Origin of the sequence: Hydrocarboniphaga sp. (assembly GCF_965279055.1) — a bacterium.
GTDB lineage: Bacteria > Pseudomonadota > Gammaproteobacteria > Nevskiales > Nevskiaceae > Hydrocarboniphaga.
The window spans coordinates 3,326,864-3,351,397 of sequence record NZ_OZ257125.1 but is presented as its reverse complement, the minus strand read 5'-3'; the positions used below and the strand labels follow the sequence as shown (position 1 = coordinate 3,351,397).

Annotated in this window: 21 protein-coding genes; 10 read left to right on the top strand and 11 right to left on the bottom strand. The window is 67.0% G+C overall.

The annotated features are described in order from the left end of the window. The gene (locus tag ACQZF9_RS15125; RefSeq protein ID WP_428309793.1) at window positions 1–462 is read left to right on the top strand and encodes a metallophosphoesterase family protein; all 462 of its coding nucleotides are present in this window, start codon (window positions 1–3) and stop codon (window positions 460–462) included. Window positions 463–490: 28 nt separating this feature from the next. Here the strand turns inward: ACQZF9_RS15125 and rsmA are convergent, their stop codons facing one another. The 4 genes from rsmA to ACQZF9_RS15105 form a co-directional block, all read right to left on the bottom strand. Beyond that, the gene (gene rsmA, locus ACQZF9_RS15120) at window positions 491–1,267 is read right to left on the bottom strand and encodes a 16S rRNA (adenine(1518)-N(6)/adenine(1519)-N(6))-dimethyltransferase RsmA (protein ID WP_428309792.1); all 777 of its coding nucleotides are present in this window, start codon (window positions 1,265–1,267) and stop codon (window positions 491–493) included. After that, window positions 1,264–2,250, bottom strand: a complete 987-nt coding sequence (pdxA, locus tag ACQZF9_RS15115; RefSeq protein ID WP_428309791.1) for a 4-hydroxythreonine-4-phosphate dehydrogenase PdxA — start codon at window positions 2,248–2,250, stop codon at window positions 1,264–1,266. The genes rsmA and pdxA overlap by 4 nt, the downstream gene beginning before the upstream one ends. A 5-nt stretch (window positions 2,251–2,255) precedes the next feature. Then, the gene (locus tag ACQZF9_RS15110; protein WP_428309790.1) at window positions 2,256–3,596 is read right to left on the bottom strand and encodes a peptidylprolyl isomerase; all 1,341 of its coding nucleotides are present in this window, start codon (window positions 3,594–3,596) and stop codon (window positions 2,256–2,258) included. Between the two features lie 193 nt (window positions 3,597–3,789). Then, window positions 3,790–6,099 carry an LPS-assembly protein LptD gene (locus ACQZF9_RS15105; protein WP_428309789.1) on the bottom strand — a complete coding sequence of 770 codons (2,310 nt, stop codon included), beginning with the start codon at window positions 6,097–6,099 and terminating at the stop codon, window positions 3,790–3,792. Between the two features lie 88 nt (window positions 6,100–6,187). On the opposite strand from ACQZF9_RS15105, the gene ACQZF9_RS15100 reads away from it, so the two are divergent. From ACQZF9_RS15100 to ACQZF9_RS15060, 9 genes are all read left to right on the top strand, one after another. Continuing rightward, on the top strand, window positions 6,188–7,186 hold the full coding sequence (locus ACQZF9_RS15100) for an aminoglycoside phosphotransferase family protein (protein WP_428309788.1): 999 nt from the start codon (window positions 6,188–6,190) through the stop codon (window positions 7,184–7,186). A gap of 106 nt (window positions 7,187–7,292) precedes the next feature. Beyond that, on the top strand, window positions 7,293–7,985 hold the full coding sequence (gene murU / locus ACQZF9_RS15095; RefSeq protein WP_428309787.1) for an N-acetylmuramate alpha-1-phosphate uridylyltransferase MurU: 693 nt from the start codon (window positions 7,293–7,295) through the stop codon (window positions 7,983–7,985). A gap of 159 nt (window positions 7,986–8,144) precedes the next feature. Further along, window positions 8,145–8,564 carry a DUF2946 family protein gene (locus ACQZF9_RS15090; RefSeq protein ID WP_428309786.1) on the top strand — a complete coding sequence of 140 codons (420 nt, stop codon included), beginning with the start codon at window positions 8,145–8,147 and terminating at the stop codon, window positions 8,562–8,564. A 105-nt stretch (window positions 8,565–8,669) separates the two neighbouring features. Beyond that, the gene (locus tag ACQZF9_RS15085) at window positions 8,670–11,102 is read left to right on the top strand and encodes a TonB-dependent receptor family protein (protein WP_428309785.1); all 2,433 of its coding nucleotides are present in this window, start codon (window positions 8,670–8,672) and stop codon (window positions 11,100–11,102) included. An 11-nt stretch (window positions 11,103–11,113) separates the two neighbouring features. Then, a complete protein-coding gene (locus tag ACQZF9_RS15080) occupies window positions 11,114–12,475 on the top strand; it encodes a PepSY-associated TM helix domain-containing protein (protein ID WP_428309784.1) in 1,362 nt (453 codons plus the stop codon). After that, a complete protein-coding gene (locus ACQZF9_RS15075) occupies window positions 12,472–12,897 on the top strand; it encodes a DUF2946 family protein (RefSeq protein ID WP_428309783.1) in 426 nt (141 codons plus the stop codon). Before ACQZF9_RS15080 ends, ACQZF9_RS15075 begins: the two co-directional genes overlap by 4 nt. Before the next feature lie 199 nt (window positions 12,898–13,096). Then, a complete protein-coding gene (locus ACQZF9_RS15070; protein ID WP_428309782.1) occupies window positions 13,097–13,996 on the top strand; it encodes a hypothetical protein in 900 nt (299 codons plus the stop codon). Window positions 13,997–14,006: 10 nt separating this feature from the next. Further along, complete coding sequence (locus ACQZF9_RS15065) at window positions 14,007–15,656, top strand: MbnP family copper-binding protein (RefSeq protein WP_428309781.1); 1,650 nt, start codon at window positions 14,007–14,009, stop codon at window positions 15,654–15,656. 113 nt (window positions 15,657–15,769) lie between these two features. Further along, on the top strand, window positions 15,770–16,891 hold the full coding sequence (locus ACQZF9_RS15060; protein WP_428309780.1) for an MbnH family di-heme enzyme: 1,122 nt from the start codon (window positions 15,770–15,772) through the stop codon (window positions 16,889–16,891). A gap of 78 nt (window positions 16,892–16,969) precedes the next feature. On the opposite strand, the gene ACQZF9_RS15055 is transcribed toward ACQZF9_RS15060, so the two are convergent. From ACQZF9_RS15055 to mdoH, 7 genes are all read right to left on the bottom strand, one after another. Continuing rightward, on the bottom strand, window positions 16,970–18,199 hold the full coding sequence (locus ACQZF9_RS15055) for a S8 family peptidase (protein ID WP_428309779.1): 1,230 nt from the start codon (window positions 18,197–18,199) through the stop codon (window positions 16,970–16,972). 156 nt (window positions 18,200–18,355) lie between these two features. Then, window positions 18,356–18,871, bottom strand: coding sequence for a hypothetical protein (locus ACQZF9_RS15050; RefSeq protein WP_428309778.1), 516 nt, complete (start codon window positions 18,869–18,871; stop codon window positions 18,356–18,358). Next, on the bottom strand, window positions 18,868–19,851 hold the full coding sequence (gene lipA, locus ACQZF9_RS15045; RefSeq protein WP_428309777.1) for a lipoyl synthase: 984 nt from the start codon (window positions 19,849–19,851) through the stop codon (window positions 18,868–18,870). The genes ACQZF9_RS15050 and lipA overlap by 4 nt, the downstream gene beginning before the upstream one ends. A gap of 96 nt (window positions 19,852–19,947) precedes the next feature. Further along, window positions 19,948–20,001 carry a hypothetical protein gene (locus tag ACQZF9_RS15040; RefSeq protein WP_428313439.1) on the bottom strand — a complete coding sequence of 18 codons (54 nt, stop codon included), beginning with the start codon at window positions 19,999–20,001 and terminating at the stop codon, window positions 19,948–19,950. A 196-nt stretch (window positions 20,002–20,197) separates the two neighbouring features. After that, window positions 20,198–20,995 carry a lysophospholipid acyltransferase family protein gene (locus ACQZF9_RS15035; RefSeq protein WP_428309776.1) on the bottom strand — a complete coding sequence of 266 codons (798 nt, stop codon included), beginning with the start codon at window positions 20,993–20,995 and terminating at the stop codon, window positions 20,198–20,200. 7 nt (window positions 20,996–21,002) lie between these two features. Continuing rightward, on the bottom strand, window positions 21,003–21,800 hold the full coding sequence (locus tag ACQZF9_RS15030; protein ID WP_428309775.1) for a GNAT family N-acetyltransferase: 798 nt from the start codon (window positions 21,798–21,800) through the stop codon (window positions 21,003–21,005). A 194-nt stretch (window positions 21,801–21,994) separates the two neighbouring features. Further along, a complete protein-coding gene (gene mdoH / locus ACQZF9_RS15025) occupies window positions 21,995–24,496 on the bottom strand; it encodes a glucans biosynthesis glucosyltransferase MdoH (RefSeq protein WP_428309774.1) in 2,502 nt (833 codons plus the stop codon). Window positions 24,497–24,534 lie beyond the last annotated feature (38 nt).

The following is a 24,534-nucleotide window of genomic DNA, read 5'->3' as shown; positions in this document are numbered from 1 at the left end:
ATGAGCCTTCGCGTCGGCCTGATTTCGGACACGCACGGTCTGTTGCGGCCGCAGGCGCTGGCCTATCTGCAAGGCTGCGACGCGATCATTCACGGCGGCGACATCGGCGATCCCGCGATCCTCGACGCGCTGACGAGAATCGCGCCGCTGCACGCGGTGCGCGGCAATAACGACGAGGATGATGCCTGGGCATCGGGCGTGCCGGAAACGCAGCAGCTGGAGATCGGCGGTGTTTCGATCTATGTGCTGCATGCGCTGGCGCAGCTGGCGATCGATCCGGCTGCGCTGGGCATCCGCGTCGTCGTCTCCGGCCATTCGCACAAGCCGCTGATCGATCAGCGCGGCGGCGTGCTCTACGTCAATCCGGGCAGCGCCGGTCCGCGACGTTTCAGCCTGCCGATCTCGATCGGCGAGTTGCTGATCGACCAGGGCGACGTCAGCGCAAAGTTGACGCAGCTGTAGCCCGTGCGAAACCCGGGTTGCACCCGGGCTACGACAGCAGGCTGGCCAGCGCCGCGAACTGCGCCGGCGACACCCGCTCGGCGCGCCATTGCGGATCGACGCCGACCGAGCGCATCTGCTCGGCGCTCAGCAGCTGGCGCAGGCTGTTGGTCAGGGTCTTGCGGCGCATCAGGAAGGCGCTGGTGACGACGCGGTCGAACAGTTTCCAGTCGCGGACCTCGAAGTCCGGCTTGCGCGGCCGCAGCCGCACCACCGCGGACTCGACTTTCGGTGGCGGCTTGAACGCGCCGGCGCCGACGTCGAACAGATGCACGACTTCGGCGCGCGCGGCCAGCGCGACGGACAAGCGTCCGTAGGCGTCGTCGTCGGCACTCGCGCACATGCGATCGACCACTTCCTTCTGCAGCATGAAGTGCATGTCCTGCACGCGGTCGGCGAAGCTCAGCAGATGGAACAGTAGCGGCGTCGAGATGTTGTAGGGCAGGTTGCCGACCAGGCGTATCGGCTGCTCGCCCGGCACCAGCGCGGCGTAGTCGACGCTGAGCGCATCGGCCATGACGATGTTCAGGCCCGGCGCATCGCCGCAGGCTTCGCGCAGATGCGGGATCACGTCGCGATCCAGCTCGACCACGGTCAGCTGCGGCACGCGCTTGAGCAGTGGCACTGTCAGCGCGCCGGGGCCGGGGCCGATTTCGATGATCGCCTCGCCCGGCTTGGGGTTGACCGTGCGTAGGATGCGCTCGATCACATAGGGATCGTGCAGAAAATGCTGGCCGAAATGCTTCTTCGCGCGCGGCTCGCTCATGCGTTCTTGGCTGCCAGTTCGATCGCCAGGGCCAGCGCCGCTTCCAGCGAGCCGGCCTCGGCGCGGCCGCTGCCGGCCAGATCCAGCGCCGTGCCGTGATCCACCGAGGTGCGGATGAAGCTCAGGCCCAGGGTCACGTTGACCGCGTGGCCGAAGCCGGCGTATTTCAGCGCGGTCAGGCCCTGGTCGTGGTAAAGCGCGAGCACCGCGTCGCCGCGTTCGAGTACGCGCGGCGTGAAAACGGTGTCGGCCGGCAGCGGGCCTTCGATCAGCAGCCCCTCGCGGCGCAGCGCTTCCAGCGCCGGCGTGATGATCTCGATCTCCTCACGGCCGAGATGGCCGCTTTCGCCGGCATGCGGGTTGAGCCCGCAGACCAGGATGCGCGGCGAGGCTATACGAAATTGGTTGCGCAGGTCGGCGTCGAGCACGCGCAGCACCTCGGTCAGGCGCTCGGCGGTGATCGCGTCCGGCACCGCGCGCAGCGGCAGATGCGTGGTGGCGAGCGCGACGCGCAGCGTGCCGGCGGTCAGCATCATCACCGGCATGGCCGCGCCGCAGCGTTCGGCAAGGAATTCGGTGTGGCCGCTGAACGGCATGCCGGCGTCGTTGATTACGCTTTTCTGCACCGGCGCAGTGACCATCGCTGCGGCGCGGCCGGCGATGCATTCGTCGGCGGCCAGCGCCAGGGTTTGCACCACGTAGGGCGCGTTGATCACATCGAGCTGGCCGGCGACTTCATGCTGCGCCAGCTGCACCGGCATCACGCCGAGATGGCCCGCGGCATAGGCCTGGTTGGTGGCCGCAGAGTCCAGCAGATGCAGTTGCAGCGGCAGGCCGAGCTGGTCGGCGCGGCGCTGCAGCAGGCCGGGATCGGCGACCGCGACCAGCTGCGCCGTATGCGCGTGCTGCGCGATCTGCACGACCAGGTCCGGCCCGATGCCGGCCGGCTCGCCCGGCGTCAGCAGGATGCGCGGCGCAGGCACACGCTTCAGGGCGTGGCGGTCGGCGCCGCGGCAGCCGGCGTGCCGGCGGCGGTCGGATCGGACTTGCCGAGGCGGTATTCGATGTAGGCCTCGTCGCGCAGGCGGCGCAGCCAGGTTTCGTATTCCTCGGCCGAGCGACGCTGCTGGATCGCCTGGCGCGCGCGGCCGCGGCGGCTCTCCTCGGTGGTGTCGCGCACGCGGCGCTCCAGCACCTTGGCCACGTGCCAGCCGAACTGGGTGTGGAACGGCGTGCTGACCTCGTTGGGCTGCAGCTGGTCGATACGCACCTGGAACTCCGGAGCGAACACGCCCGGCGGCTGCCAGCCGAGATCGCCGCCGTTGTTCTTGGAGCCGGGATCGTCCGAGAACTCCTTGGCCAGCTTGGCGAAGTCGCCGCCCTTCTGCAGGCGGTCGTAGATGTCCTGCGCCTGCACGCGGCTCTGGTCTTCGGTGCGCAGCGCGTTGTTCATCAGCAGGATGTGCAGCGCATGGGTTTCGTTGACGGTCAGCCGCTCTTCGCCGCCGCGCGTGCCCTCGAGCTTGATGATGTGGAAGCCCGAGCCGGTTTCCAGCACGTCGCTGGTCTCGCCGGCCTTGAGCTTGGCCGCGGTGGTGGCGAACAGCGAGGGCAGGTCCGCCGCCTTGCGCCAGTCAAGATCGCCGCCCTGCAGCGCCTGCTGGCCGTCGGAGGAGGTGATCGCGATCTGGGCGAAGTCTTCACCGCCGCGGACGCGCTTGAGCAGACCCTGGGCCTTGGCGCGGCGCTTGTCGCGCTCCTCGCTGCTGGCGCCGTCGGGGATGCTGACCAGGATGTGCGCCAGGTGATATTCGATGTTGTCGCCGGCGCTCTGGTTGGCCAGGTACAGGTCCACGTCCTGGTCGGTGACCTGGATGCGCGACTCGACTTCCTTCTGGCGCAGGCGGCTGATCAGCACCTCGTCGCGGATCTGCTCGCGCACGTTGAGGAAATCCAGGCCGTCTTCCTTGACCGAGTCGGCCAGCTGCGCCAGCGTCATCTTGTTCTGGCGCGCGATGTTGGTCATCACGTCGTTGAGTTCGCGGTCGTCGACGCGGATGCCGGCCTGCTGCGCGCGCTGGGTCTGCAGGCGCGTGACGATGACCCGCTCCAGCACCTGCGGACGCAGCACGTCCTCGGCCGGCACGGCGACGCCGCGGCCCTTGATCTGCGACTGGGCGTCACGCATCGCCTGGTCGAGCTCGCTCTGCAGCACCACGCTGTCGTTGACGACGGCGACGATACGGTCGAGCGTTTCGGCGTGGGCCGGGCCGTTGAACATCAGCCACAGGGCGGCAACGGGAGCGACAAGCTTCTTCGGAAAGGCCATCGTAGGGAGCTGGAAGGTAGGCAAGCAGGGAGTTCGGAGGCGCCGCGACACACAGCCGCGCCGTGGGTCTTGGGAGCGCTTCAGCGGGCTTTATCGATCGGCAAGATTAACACGGTGCATCGGCGCAAGGCGTCGGCAGCGCAGCCCGACCGCCCTCGGACCGCGCCCGACGGCAAAAATTCCCGCCTGCGCGTCAAGGACGCCGTCCGCCGCCGCTGCTGCCGTTGTTGAGGCTGCTGCCCGAGCCCAGCGCGCCCGGCGAGGACTCGTCCTCGCCGTCGTCCGAGGGCAGCAGGGAGGCGAAGCCGGTGCCGATGCGGCTCAGGCCCTTGAGCTCGATCTGGAAGTAGATGCCGCTGCTCAGATCGCCCTGGCTGCTGGCGATATAGCGCCGGTAGGCGGCGCTGATCGCCCAGCAGCAGGTCTCGTAGGACGCACCGGCGAAGGTTTCCAGCGTCTTGGAATCACGCAGCGAATAGCGGCTGCGCGCGCCGATGCGCCAGGCATCGGTCACCGGCAGGTCGAAGGACACATCGGTCTGTTCGAGCAGGCCGTGGCGGTCGCGGTAGGCGATGTCGAAGCGGCTGCCGGTTGGCGAGTTGCGGTAGCGCAGCGCGACGTTGCTGCGCTCCAGCTGGGTCTTGTCCGGCGACCACTGCCCGGTGGCGGCGGCCGACCAGTTCTTCAAAAAGTTGTAGGTGACCTCGCCGATGAAGTCGGTGGCGCCGGAGTCGGGCGCGTCCTGCCCGGGCAGCTCGACGCGCGAGGCCTCGAAGCGGTAGAGCTGGCCGAAGCTGGCGCTCCAGCGGGTCTCGCCGCTGTCCGGGTCGATCATCCGCGTGGTCACCGCCGCGGTCAGGTTCTCGGCGTCGGAGATGCGGTCTTCGCCGAAGAAGCGGTTGCGGGCGAAGAGTTGGGTGAAGTCGAAATCCGGCTCGCCGGTGTCGAAGATCGGCAGCCGGTCCTGGTTTTCGTAAGGCACATACAGCGCGAACAGCCGCGGCTCCAGGGTCTGGATCGAGCCGCCGCTGGTGATGCGGTCGAAGCGCAGGCCGGTTTCGCCGGAGACGATCGGGATCGAGCGGCTCGGCTGGTCCGGCTGGTTGGTGACCAGCGACTGCTCGGTGCCGGACAGCTTGTACCCGGTGTAGCGCCAGTCCACCTGCGAGGTGACGTACCAGGCGTTCTCGTCGCGCGCGAAGCGCAGATAGGGCTGCAGATCCACGCGCTGGCCCTCGACCGAATCCTCGTCGCGGACGAAGTTCACGTACTCGGCGTTGAGGCCGGCGCGGGTGTCGAGGAAGGCGTTGCGGGTCAGTGCGTCGAAGCGGACCTGCGGCAGCCGCTTGTAGGGCTTGTCGATCGTCGCCAGGCCGTTGTCGATGGTCTGGAAGGTCTGCACCAGCGCGGTCACCCGGTACGAGGCCGGCGCCTGATAGGACAGCCGCGCGCTGCGCTCGAGGTAGGTGATCGACGAGCTGGCGAACGTGCCGCCGAGGTCTTCGAAGTACTGCGGGTCGCTGACCTCGGCATAAGTCGCCTCCAGGCCGAGGTTCTTGCTGAACAGGTTGGCGTGGTCGAAGCGGGTCAGGCTGCGGCTGGCGCCGTAGACCTTGTCGTCGTCGAGGTAGTCGTAGGACGCGCTGCCTTCGCCGTTTTCCAGCAGGTAACGTGCGCTGCTGCCGATCTGCAGGCCGCGCTTGCTCATGTAGCGCGGCGTCAGGGTCGCGTCGTAGTTGTCGGCCAGGTTCAGGTACACCGGCCAGCGCGCGTCGAAGCCGGTCTTGTTGGTGTCGCCGACGGTCGGGAACAGCAGGCCGGTGCGCCGGTCGTCGTTGATCGGGAACTGGAACCACGGCAGGTACAGCACCGGCACGTCGCCGAAGCGCAGCCGCGCGTTACGCGCCGTGCCCAGGCCCTCGTCCTGGTCGAGCTTGATGTCGCTGGCCTCGATCGACCAGGCATTGGAGCCCGGCGGGCAGGTGGTGTACGCGGTGTTCTTCAGCTCCGCATGGCCGCTGGTGGCGACCGCGATCTGGTCCGAGGTGCCGCGCGCGCCGCGCACCGGCAGCACGTAGTCGGCCATGCTGAACACGCCGGAGTTGTCGCTGAGGTTGAAGCTCGAGGTCTGGCTCTTGATGACCAGGTTGGGGTTGCTGAACACCGACTCGGTGTCGACCGTGATCAGCTGCTTGCTGTCGTCGTAGTCCAGGTTCTCGCCGGTGAATTCCTTGTCGCCCTGGCGCACCTTGACGCTGCCCATCAGCTGCGACAGGCCGTCCTTGGTCATCGTCGCCGAGTCCGCGTCGACGAACACCTTGCGGTCGAGCTGCAGCTTCTGCGGCTCTTCCTTGCCGTTGGCCAGGGTCTGGGTCGCGGGCACGGTGTTGAACGTCGGCTGCGCGCACACGCCGCCCTGGCCGATGGCGGCCGCGGTCAGACCGGAGTAGAGCAGGGACGGCAGCGCGAGCGCGGCCAGCAGGGCGTAGGAGCGGTGGGTCATGCAGGCGCCAGGTCGGGCGCCAAGTATCGGTTTTTGATACGGTCGCCCGCAATCTTTTCTCTGTCACCCGATCCGAACCCGAGTCCGAATGAGCACGATGCCCGCCGCCGACGACCCCCGCCGCGATCAGGCGCGCGACTTTGCGCTGCAGGCGCTGGGCCTGGCCGGAGGGCGCTTCGAGCCGGCCTCGGCCGACGCCAGCTTTCGCCGCTACTTCCGCCTCAGCGCCGGCGAGCGCAGCTGGATCGTCATGGATGCGCCGCCGGCGCAGGAAGACTGCGGCCCGTTCATTCGCATCGCCGCGTTGATGCGCGATGCCGGCCTGCACGTGCCGCAGGTCCTGGCCCAGGACCTGGAGCGCGGCTATCTGCTGCTCAGCGATCTCGGACACCAGACCTTGCTCCACGTCATCGACGACGCCAACGCCGACGCGCAGTTTTCCGATGCCTTCGATGCGCTGCTGCGGTGGCAGAAAGCCTCGCGGCCCGGCGTGCTGCCGGCCTTCGATGAGCCGCTGTTGCGCCGCGAGCTGGCGTTGTTTCCGGACTGGTATGTCGCCCAACACCTGCACAAGCGCTTCACGCCGACGCAGGCGGCGATCTGGGACACCGTGCAGAAACTGCTGATCGATTCCGCGCTGGCGCAGCCCATGGTCTACGTGCACCGCGACTACATGCCGCGCAACCTGATGCTGAGCAGCCCGAATCCTGGCGTGCTGGATTTTCAGGACGCGGTCTACGGCCCGATCACTTATGACCTGGTGTCGCTGTTCAAGGACGCCTTCCTGTCCTGGCCTCAGGAAAGGATCGAAGCCTGGGCGCGGCAATACTGGCTGCGTGCGCGCGAAGCCGGCCTGGCGGTGCGCGCCGACTTCGACGAGTTCTTCCGCGAGTTCGAATGGATGGGCACGCAGCGCCACCTGAAAGTGCTGGGGATCTTCGCGCGCATCCATTACCGCGACGGCAAGCCCAAATACCTGGCCGACACGCCGCGCTTCGTCCGCTACGTGCGCGGCACCGCCGCGCGCTACGCCGGCCTGTCGCCGCTGCTGCGGCTGTTCGACGATCTCGGCCTGATCGAGGGCTGATCGACGTGACGACCGCGATGATCCTCGCAGGCGGGAAGACCGCGTCACGGTGTCGCCGCAGGCGCGGGTGCGGACGCGGGCTTCTGGCCGGCGCCGGCGCGCCAGCATGACGACCGCGATGATCCTTGCAGCCGGACGCGGCGAGCGCATGCGGCCGCTGACCGACGACCGGCCCAAGCCGCTGGTGACGCTCGCGGGCCGCGCGCTGATCGAGCATCCGCTGCAGGCGCTGATTGCCGCCGGTGTGCGCGACTTCGTCGTCAATCTCGGCTACCGCGGCGCGCAGATTCGCGATCATCTGGGCGACGGGTCCAGCCGCGGCGTGCGCATCCGCTATTCCGAAGAAGGCGATCCGGCGCTGGAAACCGGCGGCGGCGTGCACCGGGCGTTGCCGCTACTGGGCGCGGCGCCGTTCCTGCTGGTCAATGCCGACGTCTATGCGCAGATCGACTGGCGTGCGCTGGTCGCGCGTGCGGCGACGTTGCCGGCGGACACCTTGGCGCATCTGCTGCTGGTGCCGAATCCGGCCTTCAAGGCAGACGGTGATTTTTCGCTGATCGGTGATCGCGTGGTCGATCCGGTCGCGGGCCAGACCAGCCACACCTTCGCCGGCATCTCGATCCACCGCCCCGAGCTGTTCGCCGGCTGCCAGCCCGGCCGTTTCCCGCTGCTGCCGTTGTGGCGTGCCGCTTCGCAGCGCGGCCAGCTCGGCGGTGAGGTATTCGACGGGCTGTGGTCGGACGTCGGCACGCCGCAGCGGCTGGCAGAGCTGGAAACCAGGCTCTCGCCGCCGCTGTAGGAGCGGACCCTGTCCGCGACGGTGCCGTCGAAGCCTCGGTCGCGGACAGGGTCCGCTCCTACAGGTCGCCGATCGCAGACCGCATAAGCTTAGTCGCCCAAAGCGCTTGTATAGCCGCTGTCGACTGCCGACAATACGGCGGTCCCTGACGTAAACCTCATGAACGCCTTCCGCGGGTCCCGCACGCTCCATCTGATCGCGCTGTTGGCGTTGATCGCGCAACTGCTGCTGCCGATGCGGCATGCGGCGGCGATGGCGCATGCCGGCAGCGATCCGCTGCTGGTCGCGTTCTGCGGCAGTGCGTCGCCAGCCGCGCTGCAGCGGTTGCGCGACGCGGCGCCGCCGGAGCTGGTCCAGGCGCTGGTCAAGGCCGACGCCAAGCAGAAAGCCGCGGCGAATCCGTCCTGTGATTTCTGCGCCGGCCTTGCCGCGATGCAGGCGGTGGCTCTGCCTTCGTCCGCGTTCGCGCTGTTCCTCGCGGCCGAAAATCAGCATGTGCCGCCGCCGCTCGCGGCGACGCGTCTTGCATCCGCTCCCTCGCGACTGCCGCCACCGCGCGGCCCGCCGCTGTCCGCCTGATCGATCGTCGCGCGCCGGCCCGGCCGGACGCGCTCTCGTCATCAATCGGCATCCGGATCGTCGCGACCACGCGGCATCCGCCGGCGTAATCCCAAGGGAGTTTCAATGCGTCACCATCGTTTCGCGATCAGCGCGTTCGCCGCGCTGATCGGCCTGTCGTCGTCCGCTGCCTCGGCACAATCGGCCGAGCTGAGTCCCGAAGGCAAGGCCGAGCGCAAGCTCGAACTGCAGCGCCAGCTGCAGGCCTTGCAACAGCAGATCGAGGCGCTCGACCAGCCATCGGATTCATCGGCATCGGCATCGTCAGGCGCGGGCAGCGCCGCAGCCGATCCCAATGCGGTGCAACTCGATGCGGTCATCGTCACCGGCGAGCGCATCGACGTCGGCAGCAGGCTCACAGGCCAGACCGTCAGCTCGGTCAGCCGCGAGCAGTTCCAGAACATGCCGGCGGTCAGCATCGGCGATGTGCTGGCGTTGACGCCCGGCGTGACCTTCCTGCAGGGCAATGGCCCGCGCGACGTGTCGATTTCGGTGCGCGGCTCCAACGCGCGCCAGACCTTCGGCGTGCGCAATATCAAGGTGTTCGAAGACGGCTTTCCGGTGACCCAGCCCGACGGCCTGGCGCGCACCGACCTGACCGATCCGCACGCCTATCAGCGCATCGACGTCGTGCACGGACCGTCGTCGGCGGTCTACGGCAACTACGCCACCGGCGGCGCGATCGACTTTCACACGCGCGCCGGCCGCGACATCCAGGGCATCGAAGGCGGCGCCGATTTCGGCAGCGACGGCTATTTCAACGAATACCTGACCGCCGGCAGCGGCGACGAGCGCTTCGAATATTCCGCCTTCATCAGCAATGTGCGCGGCGATCCGGATACCGAGCACACGCGCTACCAGACGACGACGGTGAACCTGCTGACCAGCTGGCAGGCGACGTCGAACGATCGCCTGACGTTCAAGCTGATCAATAACGATCTCGATGCGGATCTGTCGATTCGCCTGTCGCTGGCGCAGTACGAAACCAATCCGTTCCAGAAGCATTGCGCGGATCAGTCGGCGGCCGCAGCCGGTTGCGCCTCGACCAGCGTGTTCGTCAACGGCTTCAACGGTACGCGCCAGAGCATCAGTCCCGAAACCGGCCGCCTCGGCCGCGACGATCGACGCACGATCATCGGTGGCCGCTGGGAGCATGCTTTCGACGAGCAGACCGATCTGCGCACGCAGCTGGTGTTCGACAATCGCGACATCAGCCAGCCGACCGGCAATACCTCGTTCACCGGCACTTATCCATCGTTGAATTTCAGCAGCGATCTGGTGCGTCGCGGCGAATGGCGGGGCCGCGCGTCGACCAGCACCGTCGGCGTGTTCGCCAACTACGAGGATCTGAACTACGCGGTCTACAACCTGACGCCGGCCGGCAGCGCGACGCTGGGCGGCCAGACCCAGCACGGTGTCGGCCAGCACACCAATGCCGGCGCGCGGCTGCGCGAAGAACTCGCGCTGGCGCCGCAATGGACCGCGGTCGCCGGCGTCGCCGCCGAGTACACGCATTTGAAGGCGAGCCAAGACAACTACGGCTATCAGGCCGACGCGACGCCGACGATCACGCGACTGAACGCCGACCGCGAGTTCGTCAACGCCGCGCCGGAAGTTGCGCTGCTGTTCGCGCCGAACGCGCAATGGCGGCTGCATGCGCGCGCCGCGGCGGCTTACGGCACGCCGCAGGTCGGCAATCTGTTCGTGAAACCGGATGGCGCTTATGGCAACAACACGCAGCTGAAGGCGCAGCGCAATGTCGGCTTCGATCTCGGCGCCGAATGGAATGTCGCCAAGCAAGTCAGCGCCAGCCTCACCGGTTTCTACGAGTTCTTCCGCAACGAGCTGGTCACGCAGTCGGCGCCGGTCACGCAGTCGGTGCCCAGTCCTGTGAGCTATACCTTCAACGCGCCCAAGTCGGAGCATCGCGGCATCGAGGCGGCGCTGGACTGGCATTTCCTGCCCGGCGATCTGCCTGGCGCGCATCTGTCGCTGTCGTATCTGCTCGACGATCAGGTCTACAAGGATTACAGCGAGCGGCTCAGTGCCGGAACCGGCGCCGCTGCGGTGTCGGCGAGTTTCGATCGCGACGGCAATGATATTCCCGGCGTGATTCCGAACTATCTGAATGCGCGTCTGATCTACGATCAGCCGTTCGGCCTGTTCGCCGGTCTCGGCGGTTTCGTCGAGTTCAGCTACCGCGATGGCGCGGTGCTGGACAACGCCAACCTGCTGGAGACTCAGGACGTGAAGCTGGTCAATTTGAATCTGCACTACGCGGCGCCGGCCGGTCGCGGCCTGTTGTCGCGTGTCAGCGTCTATGTCGCCGTACAGAACTTGTTCGACAAGACCTATGTCGCGTCGGCGTCGAACGTGTCCGACACGCTGAGCACGCAGACCGGCGAGCAGAACGGCACCGACGTGCTGCGCAATTCCACCGGCTCGATCTACGCCGGCGCACCACGCAGTGTGTTCGGCGGCCTGCGCGTGAAGTTCTAGGAGGCTTGTCGATGAGCGAAGTGGCAGTCGAAGCTGCGCGCCGCTGGCCGGCGTATCGTGCGATCTGGCGCTGGCATTTCTATGCCGGCCTGTTCTGCATTCCGTTCGTGCTGTGGCTGGCAACCACCGGCGCGATCTATCTGTTCAAGCCGCAGATCGATGCGTTCATCGACCGGCCTTACGACTCGCTGTCGTACAACGGCGCGCCGGCGAGCGTGCAGGCGCAGGTAGCGGCCGCGGTTGCGGCCTTGCCGTCGTCGAGCCTGGTCGCCTACGAGCTGCCGACCTCGTCGCATTCGGCGGCGCGGGTGCTGGTCAATCACGGCGGCGACAACTATCGCGTCTACGTGCATCCGCAGAGCCTGCAGATCCTGAAAACGATACGCGACGAAGACCGGCTGATGCGCGTGATCTTTCATCTGCACGGCGACCTGCTGATCGGTGATCGCGGTTCACTGCTGGTGGAACTCGCCGCGTCGTGGGCGATCGTGATGATCCTCAGCGGCCTGTATCTGTGGTGGCCGCGCAATGCGGTCGGCGTCGCCGGCGTGCTGTATCCGCGCCTCGGCGGCGGCCGCCGTTTCTGGCGCGATCTGCATGGCGTCGTCGGTTTCTGGGTATCGGCCTTCGCCTTGTTTTTGCTGGTCAGTGGCCTGCCGTGGACGCAGTTCTGGGGCGCGAATTTCAAGGCGGTGCGGCAACTCGGCAGTGCCGTCGAAGTGCGTCAGGATTGGAGCGGCGGCGGCAAGGCTAAGATCGATCGCGCGGCGATGTCGGCCGGCGGCGAGCACGATCATCATCAGCACGGGGCCGGCATCCCACATCAGGCCGATCCCGGCGCGATCGACCGCGTCGTCGCCAGCGTCGCCGCCTTGCAACTGGCGCCACCGGTACTGGTGGTGCCTCCGCGCAACGTCGGCGCCAACTGGTCGGCGCGCTCGGATGCACAGAACCGGCCGTTGCGCGTCAGCCTGCAGGTCGATGGCGCCAGCGGCGCGATCGTGCAGCGCCAGGATTTTGCGCAGCGTCCGCTGCTGGATCGCATCGTCGGCACCGGCGTCGCCGCGCACGAAGGCCAGCTGTTCGGCTGGTTCAATCAGGTGCTCGGCGTGCTCACCGCGCTGGGCCTGATCCTGCTGTGCGTCAGCGCGCTGATCATGTGGTGGATGCGCAGGCCGAGCAGCGTGCTTGGCGCGCCCTTGCCGCTGTCGCAGCCGCGCTTTGCGCACGGCTTCATCGCATTGCTGGTCGGGCTCGGCGTTTTTCTGCCGATGCTCGGCGTGTCGATGATCGCGGTGCTGCTGGTCGAGCGTTTGCTGCTGCGGCGCCTGCCGCGCGCGCAGACTTTTCTCGGCCTGCGTCAGCCTGCGTGACCATCAGATTGCCGCTCCAGCAGCACGTCCGGGCCATCGGCCTGTGGTGGCTGCTGTTCGGCTGGATCGCGCAGCTGTTGCTGCCGGTCGTGCATCAGGGCTGGATGGCCTCGCGTTCGCGTGATGCGAATGCGGCGGCGTTCTGCGGCCTGGCTTCGACGCGCCTGGTGGCCGGATTCAGCGCGCTGGCACCGCCGGAGTTGAAGGCGGCGATACGTCGTGCGAGCCGCGGCTCCGGCGACGCGAACTGCGAGCTGTGCGCCAGTGTGCATGCGCCGGCGGCTCACGACGGGGCGAGGCTGTTACTACCCGATTTCCAGGATCGGTCGCTGCTGCGCGTTACCCGATTCCGGGCATCGCCCGCGTTGAAACCCCAGCGTCTCAACCTGGCTCGCGGCCCTCCGGCGATGCGCCGCGTTTAGCCGCTGCACTCCTGTATGCGGCCGTCACCGACGGCCGACAGCGCCGGCTGACGTATCCAGCGAAGCCTGCGATGTCGCTGGCGCGCGGAGTCCATCCGCGCGCCTGTTTTGATGCGATGTCGGAAAACCAGCGGGCATCCATGAACCACGGAATTTCGATTGCGGGCTGCTGCTTGTTGGCGGCCCTGGGGAGCGCTACATGACAATGATGAAAGGGGCCGTTGTGGTCCCGATGGCAGCTGCGTTGCTGCTGGCTGCGGCCGACCCGGCAGCAGCTTGTTCCACCTGCAAATGCGGCGACTACACGATCACCTTGCTCGGAGCGGAGAAGCCGTATTCCGGCCGTTTTCGTCTCGGCCTGGATTACCTGCTTCGTTCCGAGACCGCCGGGGCGGGGCTGGACGGGCAGAAGACCGATGAGCAGCGCGCGACGCTGGGATTGGCGTACAGCCTGACGCAGGACATCACGCTTGCGCTGCAAGTACCGTTCGTACGCAAGCAGATCGAGTCGCCGAACCTGGCGAAGCAGAGCGCGCAGGGCCTCGGCGACATCGATGTCACCGGCCGCTGGGTAGCCTACCGAAGCCCGGGTGGCGACAGCGGGCGTCATCTCGCCGGCTTGCGTGCCGGCCTGCGCCTGCCGACGGCCGACCAGATCAAGGATCACGGCGAACTGCTGGATATCGACGTGCAACCCGATGCCGGTGCGACCGTGCCCAGCCTGGGCGGCTGGTACGGCTATTACCGTTATCCCTGGTTTGCGACGGTGTCGGCGACGTATTTCAAGTACACCGAAGGCCATCAGGATTTTCGTGGTGGCGACGTCGCGCTGATATCGGCGCTGGCGCAATACGGCATCACCCAGTCGGTCGCACTGCAACTGGGTGTCGATGCGCGCCAGTCGCAGAAGAACCAGTTTTCCGGTGTGGACGATCCTGATTCCGGCGGCTTTCTGACGATGGGCTTCGCCGGCGCCGCGCTGCGCATCGGCGATGACTTTCTGATCAATGCCGGCGCCCAGGTTCCGCTGATCCAGAACCTCAACGGCGAACAAGACGAAGACCCGGCGCTGCGCGTCGGCGTCACTTACGACTTCTGAGAAAAACGACATGAAAAAATCAATCCGGCAGACGGCGCTCGTCGCCTGCACGACGCTGGGCCTGACGTTGCTGACGGCCTGCTGCTCGGGCTCCAGCGACGAGGGAATCGAAGCCAGCATCACCGCCACGCCGCTCGGAGCGGCCACACACCACCATGATGAAACCGCAAGCCGCATCCGCGTGCCCGCGCACTCGGGCGAGTCCGAGTACGTGAGCTTCCGTCGCAGCGACGGCGTGAAGATCGATCTTCAGCTGGGCCTGCTGAACCTGGTGCCGATCGAGCTGCAGTCCTGCGGCACGACGGTCGGCTTGCTGATGCAGCGCTTCGCCCGCGAACTCAGTCCCATCGCTAGCGCCTATGCGCACGGCGGTGACGGTGGCGACGCGCCGGAGGGTGCGATCAGCGTGGTCGAAGGCGAGACCACCGATCTCGGCGCACTCACCGCCAGGCCGGGCCGCTACTGCGGCATCGTCGTCGAACTGCAGCCGGGACAAGCGACACCGGCAAGCGACAGCGGCCTGGACACCAGCCTCGAAGGCGCTGCCATCAATGTCGCGCCCTGCTACTACGCGACCGCGGCCGGTCTGTCCGACGAGGCTGCAGCGGCTGTGACCACGCATTCCTGTATCCAAGCCAAATACTCGGGCGACAAGCGCAGAGTGACGCTGCCGTTCACGACCCCGGTGACGCTGGACGCTGCATCCCGCGAGCTGGCGATCTCGATTGCCGTGCGCTACGAGGAATGGTTCGAAAATGTCGATTTCACCAAGCTGGCAACGGATGCGGCCGAGCAGGCCAGGCTGGCCGACAACGTCGCCGGATCGCTGCAGGCGCTGACCGGCGACGAGCAGCTGGTGAACCTCGCGTTCAAGATCGCCGTCAACGGCGAGGAAGCCGTCTGCGGCCAGGTCTACGACGGTCTCGGCAATGGAGCGCAGCGTGATCTGCGCGTGGAAGGCTTCCGCTACTACGCCAGCGATTTCGAGCTGGAAAACGCAGCCGGAACGCAGCCGGTTCGTCTGGCGAGCAAGCCCAACGCCACGGTCTATCAGGACGACAGGCATGGCGTCGCGCTGCTCGGCCAGGCGCAGGGCTGCGATGCGCCGGCGCAGGTGCGCAATCTGTCGCTGGCCGGTGCAGTGAAGAAAGACGACTACGAGCGGCTTTGCTTTCTGCTGGGCGTGCCGTTCGAGCTCGGCCACAGCGATCCGGCCACCGCGCCGAGCCCGCTGAATGTCACCGGCATGGACTGGAGCTGGCTGTTCGGGCGCATGTTCTTCCGCTTCGATTCGATCGTGGATCCGGACGGCGACGCACCGGCCAATTTCTTCGTCCACCTCGGCAGCACCGGATGCAGCAATGGCAGCAGCGATTTCGGCGCCGCGCCCAGCGAGGAATGCGTGTTCCCGAACCGGCCGCGTATCTGTCTGGACTACGCCGAAATCGAGGAAGGCCATCCGATCGTCGCCGATATCGCGCCGATGATTTCCGAAGTCGATATCGGCCACAACACCGAAGACACCGCGCCCGGCTGCATGTCGTTCACCGGCGATCCCGAATGCGTCACGGTGATCCCGAAGTTCGGCCTCGACTACCAGCTCGATCCGGCATCGCTGGTGCCGCGCCGCGAGCAGGCGCTGTTCTCGGTCGGCGAATGAACACCGTCCGCACCCGGGCATTGTTGATGCTCGTGACTGTGCTGATACTGACCGGGTGCGGCGGCGGTGGAGGCGACGGGGCAGGCCCCGTCGTCATCGCACCCGATGTCTACGTGTTCGATCTTCCGAGCGGATTTCCACAGCCGAAAGTCGCCTCGGACGATCCGATGTCCGAGGCCAAGGTCGCGCTCGGTCGCCAGCTGTTCTACGACCAGCGCGTGGCGTTCAATGGCCAGGGTTCCTGCGTGAGTTGCCACGAACAGCGCCTGGCCTTCTCCGACGGCAGGGTCACGGCGATCGGTCCGGCGGGCGACGTGCATCCGCGCAATGCGATGAGCCTGACCAACGCCGTTTACAACTCGCGCCAGAACTGGGCCAATCCGAATATCAAAACGCTGCGCGAACAGGCCTTGGTGGTGCTGTTGAACCAGGATCCGGTGGAACTCGGCTGGCAGGGTCACGAGCAGACAATATTGGATCGCTTGCGCGCCGATGCCGACTACCAGGCCCGATTCAAATCCGCGTTCCCGGACCAGGGCGAGCCGTTTACGCTGGACAACGTCGCCAGGGCTCTGGCTGCTTTCACGGCGACGCTGATCTCCGGCCGCTCCGCCTACGATCGCTACCACGATCCGACCACCCCGGATCGAACCGCGATGAGCGATGCGGCGCGACGCGGCGAGGCGCTGTTCTTCTCCGAGCAGCTGGAATGCAACCACTGCCACAACGGCTTCAACCTGGCGAACTCGGTGGTGCATGCGGGATCGAAGCTGGATTCCACGGAGTACAAGAACAACGCGCTGTACAACATCGCCGGCCCGGCCAGCGGTTATCCGCTGGACTCGGGCAACTATCCGACGCGCAATCAGGGCCTGTACGAGTTCACGCTGAAGGCTGGCGACATGGGCCGCTTCCGTCCGCCGACCCTGCGCAACATCGCACTGACGGCGCCTTACATGCACGACGGATCGATCGCGAGCCTGCGCGAGCTGATCGTCGATCACTATGCCAAAGGCGGACGCGTGATCAGCGAAGGTGCCTACGCGGGTGACGGTTCGAAGAGCCCGAACAAGGACGCGCTGATGATCGGTTTCACCATCAGCGAAGAGGAGGTCGACGATCTGCTGGCGTTTTTCGACACGCTGACGGATTGGGAATTCATCTGCGATCCGCGCCACGCCGATCCGTTCGGCAAGATTCCGATGAACGAGCACTGCAAGGTGGCCGGCTCGTGAATCGCCCGAAGCCGTTATTCCCGCCTGCGCGGGAATAACGGAGCGTTCTTCGGGCGGATCGCGACCCGCCAGACGTGACTAGTTCGCCGGAGGCGGCGAATACGCCAGGCGGTTCGGCGAGCCGCTGCCGGGGTTGGTGACGACGCCGGTGGTCGCGGCGGCGGTGATTGCGCTGGCGGCCTGGGCCGGCGTCGCGCTGGGCGTGGTCGTCAGGTAACGCGCCACGACGCCGGCGACCAGCGGGCTGGCCATCGAGGTGCCGCTGAGCGTCGCCGAGCCGGTGTCGCTGGAGTAGCTCGCCGAGACGATCTGGTCGCCGGGCGCGAACAGGTCGAGGCAGCTGCCGTAGTTCGAGTACGAGGCGCGCGCGTCGGTGCTGGTGGTGGCGCCGACGGTGATCGCCGCCGGCAGGCGCGCCGGCGAGGAATTGCAGGCATTGGCATTGTCGTTACCTGCCGCGACGACGACGGAGACGCCGCTGTTGATCAGCGCGCTCACCGAGTCATCCAGGGTCTGCGAAGCACTGCCGCCCAGCGACATGTTCGCGACCGCCGGCAACACGCGATTGGCGGTGACCCAGTCGACGCCGGCGATGATCGTCGAGGTCGCGGTGGAGCCGCTGCAGCTGAACACGCGCACCGGATGGATCAGCGACTTCTTGGCGATGCCATAGGTGGTGCCGAGCGCGGTGCCGGAGACATGCGTGCCGTGGCCGTTGCAATCCGTGGTGTTGGCCGGATCCGGCACCGGACAGTTGATGCCGAGCAGGGTACACAGCAGGCCGCCGTTGCTGTTCGGCGCGAAGTTCTTGCCGTTGCCGACGCGGCCGCTGAAGTCGGTATGCGTGGAGCGCAGGCCGGTGTCGATCACATAGACGTTGACGCCGCTGCCGGCGTTGGACGGATACGAGTAGGTGCCGGACAGCGGCAGCGGATGCTGGTCGGTGCGGTCGAGGTTGTAGCCGGCGCCGCTCTGGGTATCGACCAGCTCGAAAGTCTGATCCTGCTCGATGCGCTCGACCAGGCGGCTCGCGGCCAGCGTCTGCGCGGCGATCTCGGGCAGGCGCACGGCGAAGCCCTTGAGCGCGTGATCGTAAACCTGCAGCAGTTCACCGCCGCCGACGTTGCCGACCAGGCTCAGCGCCAGCTGGCGTACCGGCGCTCGTGTCGCGTCGGGCTTGAGCACGACGATGTATTGATCGGCGATCAGCCGGTTGCCCTCGGGTATCACCAGCGCCGCCGCCTGCGCTCCGGTTGCGGCCGCAATGGCTCCCGCTGCCAGCATCGCCAGCCAGATTGTTTTTCTCACGTTGTTCTCCTGTCAGTGACCGGCGCGCTTACGCCGGACCGCCATCCCTTGTAGCGGTGACTGAACTGTAGTCAAGGAGCCGCCCTGGTACAGGACCTGTCGAACACCAAGCGCTGGCCGGCGGGCCACCTGACCGGGTGGTCCGCTTCCGGCCGGCTATTGAATGCGGCGGACGCGGATGCGGGCGCTGTCGCCGTCCAGCGTCATGAAGTAGCTGCCGATGAAGTTGCGCTCGATGGTCACCGCCGCATCGTCGACGTCGAGCAGGCGCTCCCGGTCGTCGACGTCCTGCCAGACTTGGCCGTTGTCGAGCTTGAAGCGTGTACCTTTTTTCGAGGTCTCGATGTGACCGACGATGCGCGCGTGCAGCGTGTTGTCTTCGGCCTTGTCGGCAGTCTTGCTCTTCTTGACGCTTTCGGCGCCGAAGTCATCGGCGGCGTGAACCACGGCTGCGGCCGCGACCGGCGCGGCCGGTGCCACCGCTGCCGCCGGCGGCGCCGGTGCAACTGCGGCGGCCGGCAGCAGCGCGTCGTAGCAGGCGAGCCGGGCGCCGTCGTCGGCGATGCCGCGGCAGCGCTGCAGGTCGGCCGTGGACGCGGCCTGCGCCGCGCTCGTTGCCGCCAGCGCCAGCGCCAGCAACAGCGCGCCGGTGTACCGTCGCGCCCGCCTCATGCGAGGACGTGAGCCGCCTGCTGGTCGGCGTGATAGCTGGAGCGCACCATAGGGCCGCTGGCGACATGGGAAAAGCCCATCTTTTCGCCGAGCACGCGCAGCGCCTCGAACTCGTCCGGATGCGCGTAACGCATCACCGGATGATGGTGTTTCGACGGCGCCAGATACTGGCCCAGCGTCAGCATGTCGACCTTGTGCGCGCGCAGGTCTTCCATCACCGCCTCGATTTCGCCGGGCTCCTCGCCCAGGCCGAGCATCAGGCCGGACTTGGTCGGCACATTCGGGTGGTAGCCCTTGAAGCGCTCGAGCAGGTCCAGCGACCACTGGTAGTCGCTGCCCGGGCGCGCCTGCTTGTACAGCCGCGGCACGGTCTCGAGGTTGTGATTGAACACGTCGGGCGGCGTGTCCCTGAAGATCGTCAGCGCCGGGTCCATGCGGCCGCGGAAATCCGGCACCAGCACTTCGATGGTCAGTTTCGGCGACAGGATGCGCGACTCGCGGATGCAGCTGGCGAAGTGCGCGGCACCGCCGTCGAGCAGGTCGTCGCGGTCGACGCTGGTGATGACCACGTACTTCAGGTTCAGCGCGGCGATGGTGCGCGCCAGGTTGCCCGGCTCGTCGGCATCCAGCGGCTTCGGCCGGCCGTGGCCGACGTCGCAGAACGGACAGCGGCGCGTGCAGATGTCGCCCATGATCATGAAGGTCGCGGTGCCCTTGCCGAAGCATTCGCTCAGGTTCGGGCAGCTGGCTTCTTCGCAGACCGTGTGCAGCTTCTGCTCGCGCAGGATGCCCTTGATGCGGTCGACCTCGACGCTCTGGCCCAGGCGCACGCGAATCCAGTCCGGCTTGCGCAGCAGGCCCTCGGCGGGGGCTTCGACCTTGACCGGGATGCGCGCCATCTTCTCGGCGCCGCGCAGCTTGACGCCGGCGACCACGGGGGCGGGGCGGGCGGGAGCGGAGGACTCTGGAGGGGGTGACATGGACGCCTGGGGCTGAAGGAATCAGCGCCTAGTTTACGCCCTTGGTCCGTAGCCCGGGTGCAACCCGGGGCTGACCGATCCCGGGTTGCACCCGGGCTACTGCTTCGGTCCCAGCAGCCACCACAGGATCAGGCCGAGCACCGGCAGCAGGATGATGATGACGATCCACAGCGCCTTCTTCAGCGGCTCGGCCGAGCTCTACGCGATCTTGATGATCGCGTAGATGTCCAGCACCAGGATCAGGATGCCGAAGACGCTGTAGTTGGTGTTGAACATGGAGGCTCTGCGCTCGCGTGGCGGTCGGTCAGGCCATGGTAGCCCGGGTGCAACCCGGGTTTCACCCGGGCTACGCGGCGGCCAGTCCCGCTTCGGCCGGTGTGGCGGCGTGTTCGGCGGCCGCCTCGGGTTTCAGTACCGCCTCGATAGCGTTGCGGGTGCGCTCGGCGAGCTGGTTGCGGTCCAGCCCGGCGGGATCGATCGGCGACAGGTAGCGCACTTCCACGTCCATCGACGGATTCCGCAGCATCGCCAGGATGTGCCAGAACAGCACGTCGTCGCCGATATAGGGCGCGATGTTGCGGCCGTCCGGCGTGCGGCCGTAGCGGATCAGCAGCGGCTGCACCGGCAGGTTCGCGTCGATCGCCGCGGCAAACAGGCGCGGGTGGAACGGCAGCAGGCCGCTACCGTCGCTGGTGGTTCCTTCCGGGAAGATCGTGACGCTGCCGCCTTTCTGCAGGAACGGCGTCAGCTTGTCGAGCAGCGGCCGCGTGCCGCCCTTGCCGCGAACCAGGAAGAAGGTGCCGGAGGCGATCGCCAGGCCGCCGACGATGGGCCAGCGCTCGACTTCGGCCTTGGAGACGAAGCGTGTCTGCTCGCAGGCCGCGATCAGCGAGATGTCCATCCACGAGACGTGGTTGGCGACGGTGACGTGGCCGGTCGTGACCGGCTTGCCGATGATGCGGATGCGCAGGCCGAAGATGCCGAACAGCCGCGCGTTCCACCACTGCGTCCACGGTTCCGGGCGGATGTGGCGCTCGCGGTCGATGCGCACGATCGTCACCATCACCATGCCCAGCGACAGGTGGGCGATCAGCCAGAGCCCGCGGACGATGAAGCGCAGGCTGTCGGTCAGCACTTTCAGCATCAGGCGATCAGGCGTGGCCGATGACGTTGGTGGTCGATTGGATGCCGAGGAAATGCCGGGCATAGCGCGGGCAGATTTCGGAGACGTTGACCAGCACGAACACGTCGGCGCAGTTGAAATCCTGATCCCAGTAGGCGTCGCCGCAGGCCTTGGCGCCGAGGCTCAGATAGGCCTTCAGCAGCGGCGGCATCTTCACCTTCTGCGGCGGCTCGGAATCCGGCAGCGGCAGCGGATGGTAGGGGCGCACGCGCTGGTAGGCCGGCGCCATGTACTTGGCCTGCACCTGGCGCAGGATCGAGTGCGCCTGGGCGCCGCCGTCTTCCAGGCCGATGCTGGCGCAGCCGAACAGGTAGTCGTAGCCGTGCTGGGTGAAGAACGCGGCGAGGCCCTGCCACAGCGTCGCGATCACCGCGCCGCTGCGGTGCTCGGCGCGTACGCAGGTGCGGCCGACTTCCATGACCCGGCCCGGCAGCGAGTCGATCATGCTCAGCTCGAATTCGCCGGCCGAATAGAAGCCGCCGGCACGCGCCGCGGCTTCGTCGGTGAGGATGCGGGTGCAGGCCACCAGTTCGCCGGTGCTGACTTCGCGCACCGTCAGATGCTGGCAGTAGGCGTCGTATTCGTCGCAGTCGACGCCGTCGGCGCCACCGTCGATTTGCGCACCGAGTTCGCCGGCAAAGATCTGGTAGCGCAGCTTCTGGGTTTCCAGAATCTGCTGCGGCGTCGTCGCGAAGCCCGCAGTGAAGCGGGGCGCCAGCCGCACTTCGGGGGTCGCCTCGAAGTCCTTGGAATTCATCAATGACATAGGGTCAGTCCTTTCGCATCTGCGCGAGACTCTATGGACAACACGTTGAGGCGATATGAATCAGCCGTGACAATTTATTTACAAACGTGTCGTCACAAGAATTTGGCGCGACTATAACGCAGGCGCTTTGCTGCGCGCTGCGTGTATCCATGTGCAACATACGGCGCCCAAAACACCGCCCGGTGGCAATGCAATCAGGCCGGTGGCAGCGTCCAGCCGGCGTGCGCCGCAGCCGAGGCCCAGACCCGCTGATGCACACGGGTCAGCGACACCGGGTCGGACAGCAGCGTGTTGCGCTGGCGTTCGCTGAGCTGGTCCGGACCTTCGATGACCGCGGTTTCGACCAGCTCCTCGCGCCACTTGAGCTCGTCGGCCGAGCGGCGCAGGCGCGGGATGCTGTCGGCGGCGACCAGCGCGTTCAGTACCGGATCGACTACCGCCTCGACGAAGCCGGCCTTCAGGCGGCGGCCGCGGCGCAGCGCCAGGCGCATCCAGCGCAGTTCGCGCGGCGGCATCGATTCTTCGGGGATCAGGAACATGCGCGCCTCGCGCAGCGCGCGGCCCGGCCGCACCCGCGACGACAGCACCGACAGCGGCACCGCCAGGATCAGTGAGCCCACCACCGGCAGCAGCCACAGCAGGAACTCGGGTTGCAGCCAGTAGACGCCGGCCGCCCAGATTAGCCCCAGCACCGAGCCGCCCCAGTGCTGGCGCAGCGCGTCGCCCCAATGGGTTTCGGCGTCGTCGCGCGGTGGCGACTTCCAGCTGATCTCGACGCCGAGCAGACCCAGGGTCACGAACTTGGCGTGGAACAGCATGCGGATCGGCGCCAGTGCGGCCGAGAAGATCGACTCGAAGAACACGCTGAAGAACAGCCGCACCGGGCCGCCGAAGCCGCGCCACAGGCTCGGCTTGGCGATGATCAGGATCGCCGACAGCAGCTTCGGCAGCCACAGCAGCGTCGCGGTCGCGCCGAACAGTCGCGCCGCCCATTCCGGATGCCATTCCGGCCAGTTCGGAAACATCTGGTAGCTCTGCGTGAAGTACACCGGCTCGCTGAGCACGTTGACCGCCAGCAGCGCGGTGGACAACACCAGGAACAGGAACCACAACGGCGCGGACAGATAAGCCATCACGCCGGTCATGAACACCGCTCTGTGCGCCGGGTGCAGGCCCTGGCTCAGGAACAGCCGGAAGTTCATCAGGTTGCCCTGACACCAGCGGCGGTCGCGCTTGAGCTCGTCGAGCAGCGTCGGCGGCATTTCTTCCCAGGAGCCGGGCAGGTCGTAGGCGATCCACACGCTCCAGCCGGCGCGGCGCATCAGCGCCGCCTCGACGAAGTCGTGGCTGAGGATTTCGCCGCTCATCGCGCCGGTGCCGGGCAGCTTGGCCAGCGCGCAATGGCGCATGAACGGCGCCACGCGCAGGATCGCGTTGTGGCCCCAGTAATGGCTCTCGCCGAGCTGCCAGAAATGCAGGCCGGCGGTGAACAGCGGGCCGTAGACGCGGGTCGCGAACTGCTGGATACGCGCGTACATGGTTTCGCGGCCGGCGGCCCAGGGCGCGGTCTGGATGATGCCGGCGCTCGGGTTGGCTTCCATCAGCTGCGTCAGCCGCACCAGGCAGTTGCCGGACATCACGCTGTCGGCGTCGAGCACCACCATGTAGTTGAACGAGCTGCCCCAGCGACGGCACCAGTCGGCGACGTTGCCGCTCTTGCGGCGGATGCGATGCAGGCGACGGCGGTAGTGGATGTGGTCGAAGCCGTTGACCTCGCGGCACATCGTCAGCCAGGCCTGCAGCTCGGCGACGCGCGTGTCCGAGTCGATCGTGTCGGAGAGCACGAAGAACTCGAAATGCTTGAGCTTGCCGGTACGCGCGATGCTGTCGTAAGTCGCGCGAATGCCGGCGAACACGCGCGCGACGTCCTCGTTGAAGATCGGCACCAGGATCGCGGTCTTGGTGTCGTCGCCGATCGTCACGTCGGGCGGCGTCGAGCCGTTGATCGAATACTGGTCCTTGCCCCAGAGCAGCACCCAGAAGCCCATCAGCGCGGTCCAGAAACCCGAGCCGACCCAGGCGAACAGGATCGCGTACAGCACCAGGATGCACATCTCCAGCCAGTGGCTGCCGTGATAGGGCAGCACCGCGGTCATCAGGTACACCGCGATATAGGTCTGGCCGAGCACGAAGCCGAGCAGCACCAGCCGCCGCACCAGGCCGGCCCAGCGCCAGCGGCCGATCGGGTCCGGCGAATCCGGCTTGACGTCGTCCTCCAGCCGCGACTCCATGCGGCCGCGTCCGCTGATGTTGTTGCGCCACAGCCGGCTGAAAGGATTGGTCGCCCAGGGCCGCGGCCGCATGAACGCGCGGCGCAGCGGCGGCATCGTGTGCAGGCGCACGTTGCCGTGGTTGTCGGTCTGCACGACACGCTGCAGCTGCTCGTTCAGGCGCCGGCTGTCTTCCGGCCAGATCTGCTGCAGGCGCTCCGGCAGCGACTGCCAGGCCGGCAGCGGCGGCGAGCCCGCGGGCATGCTGCCGCCGGACAGCTCGGTGTGGACCTGCGACCAGGGATCGGCAGCGGCCAGCGCGTCGCGCAGCAAACGCTCGCGTCGTTCCGACGAAAGCCGCAGCCGTTCGAGATAGGCCTGGATCCGGCCGCCTTTTGCCGCCGTTGGGACGTGGGTGTCGTTCACGAGACTATTGTGCCGCAATGCAGCAGATGGGTCCGCTT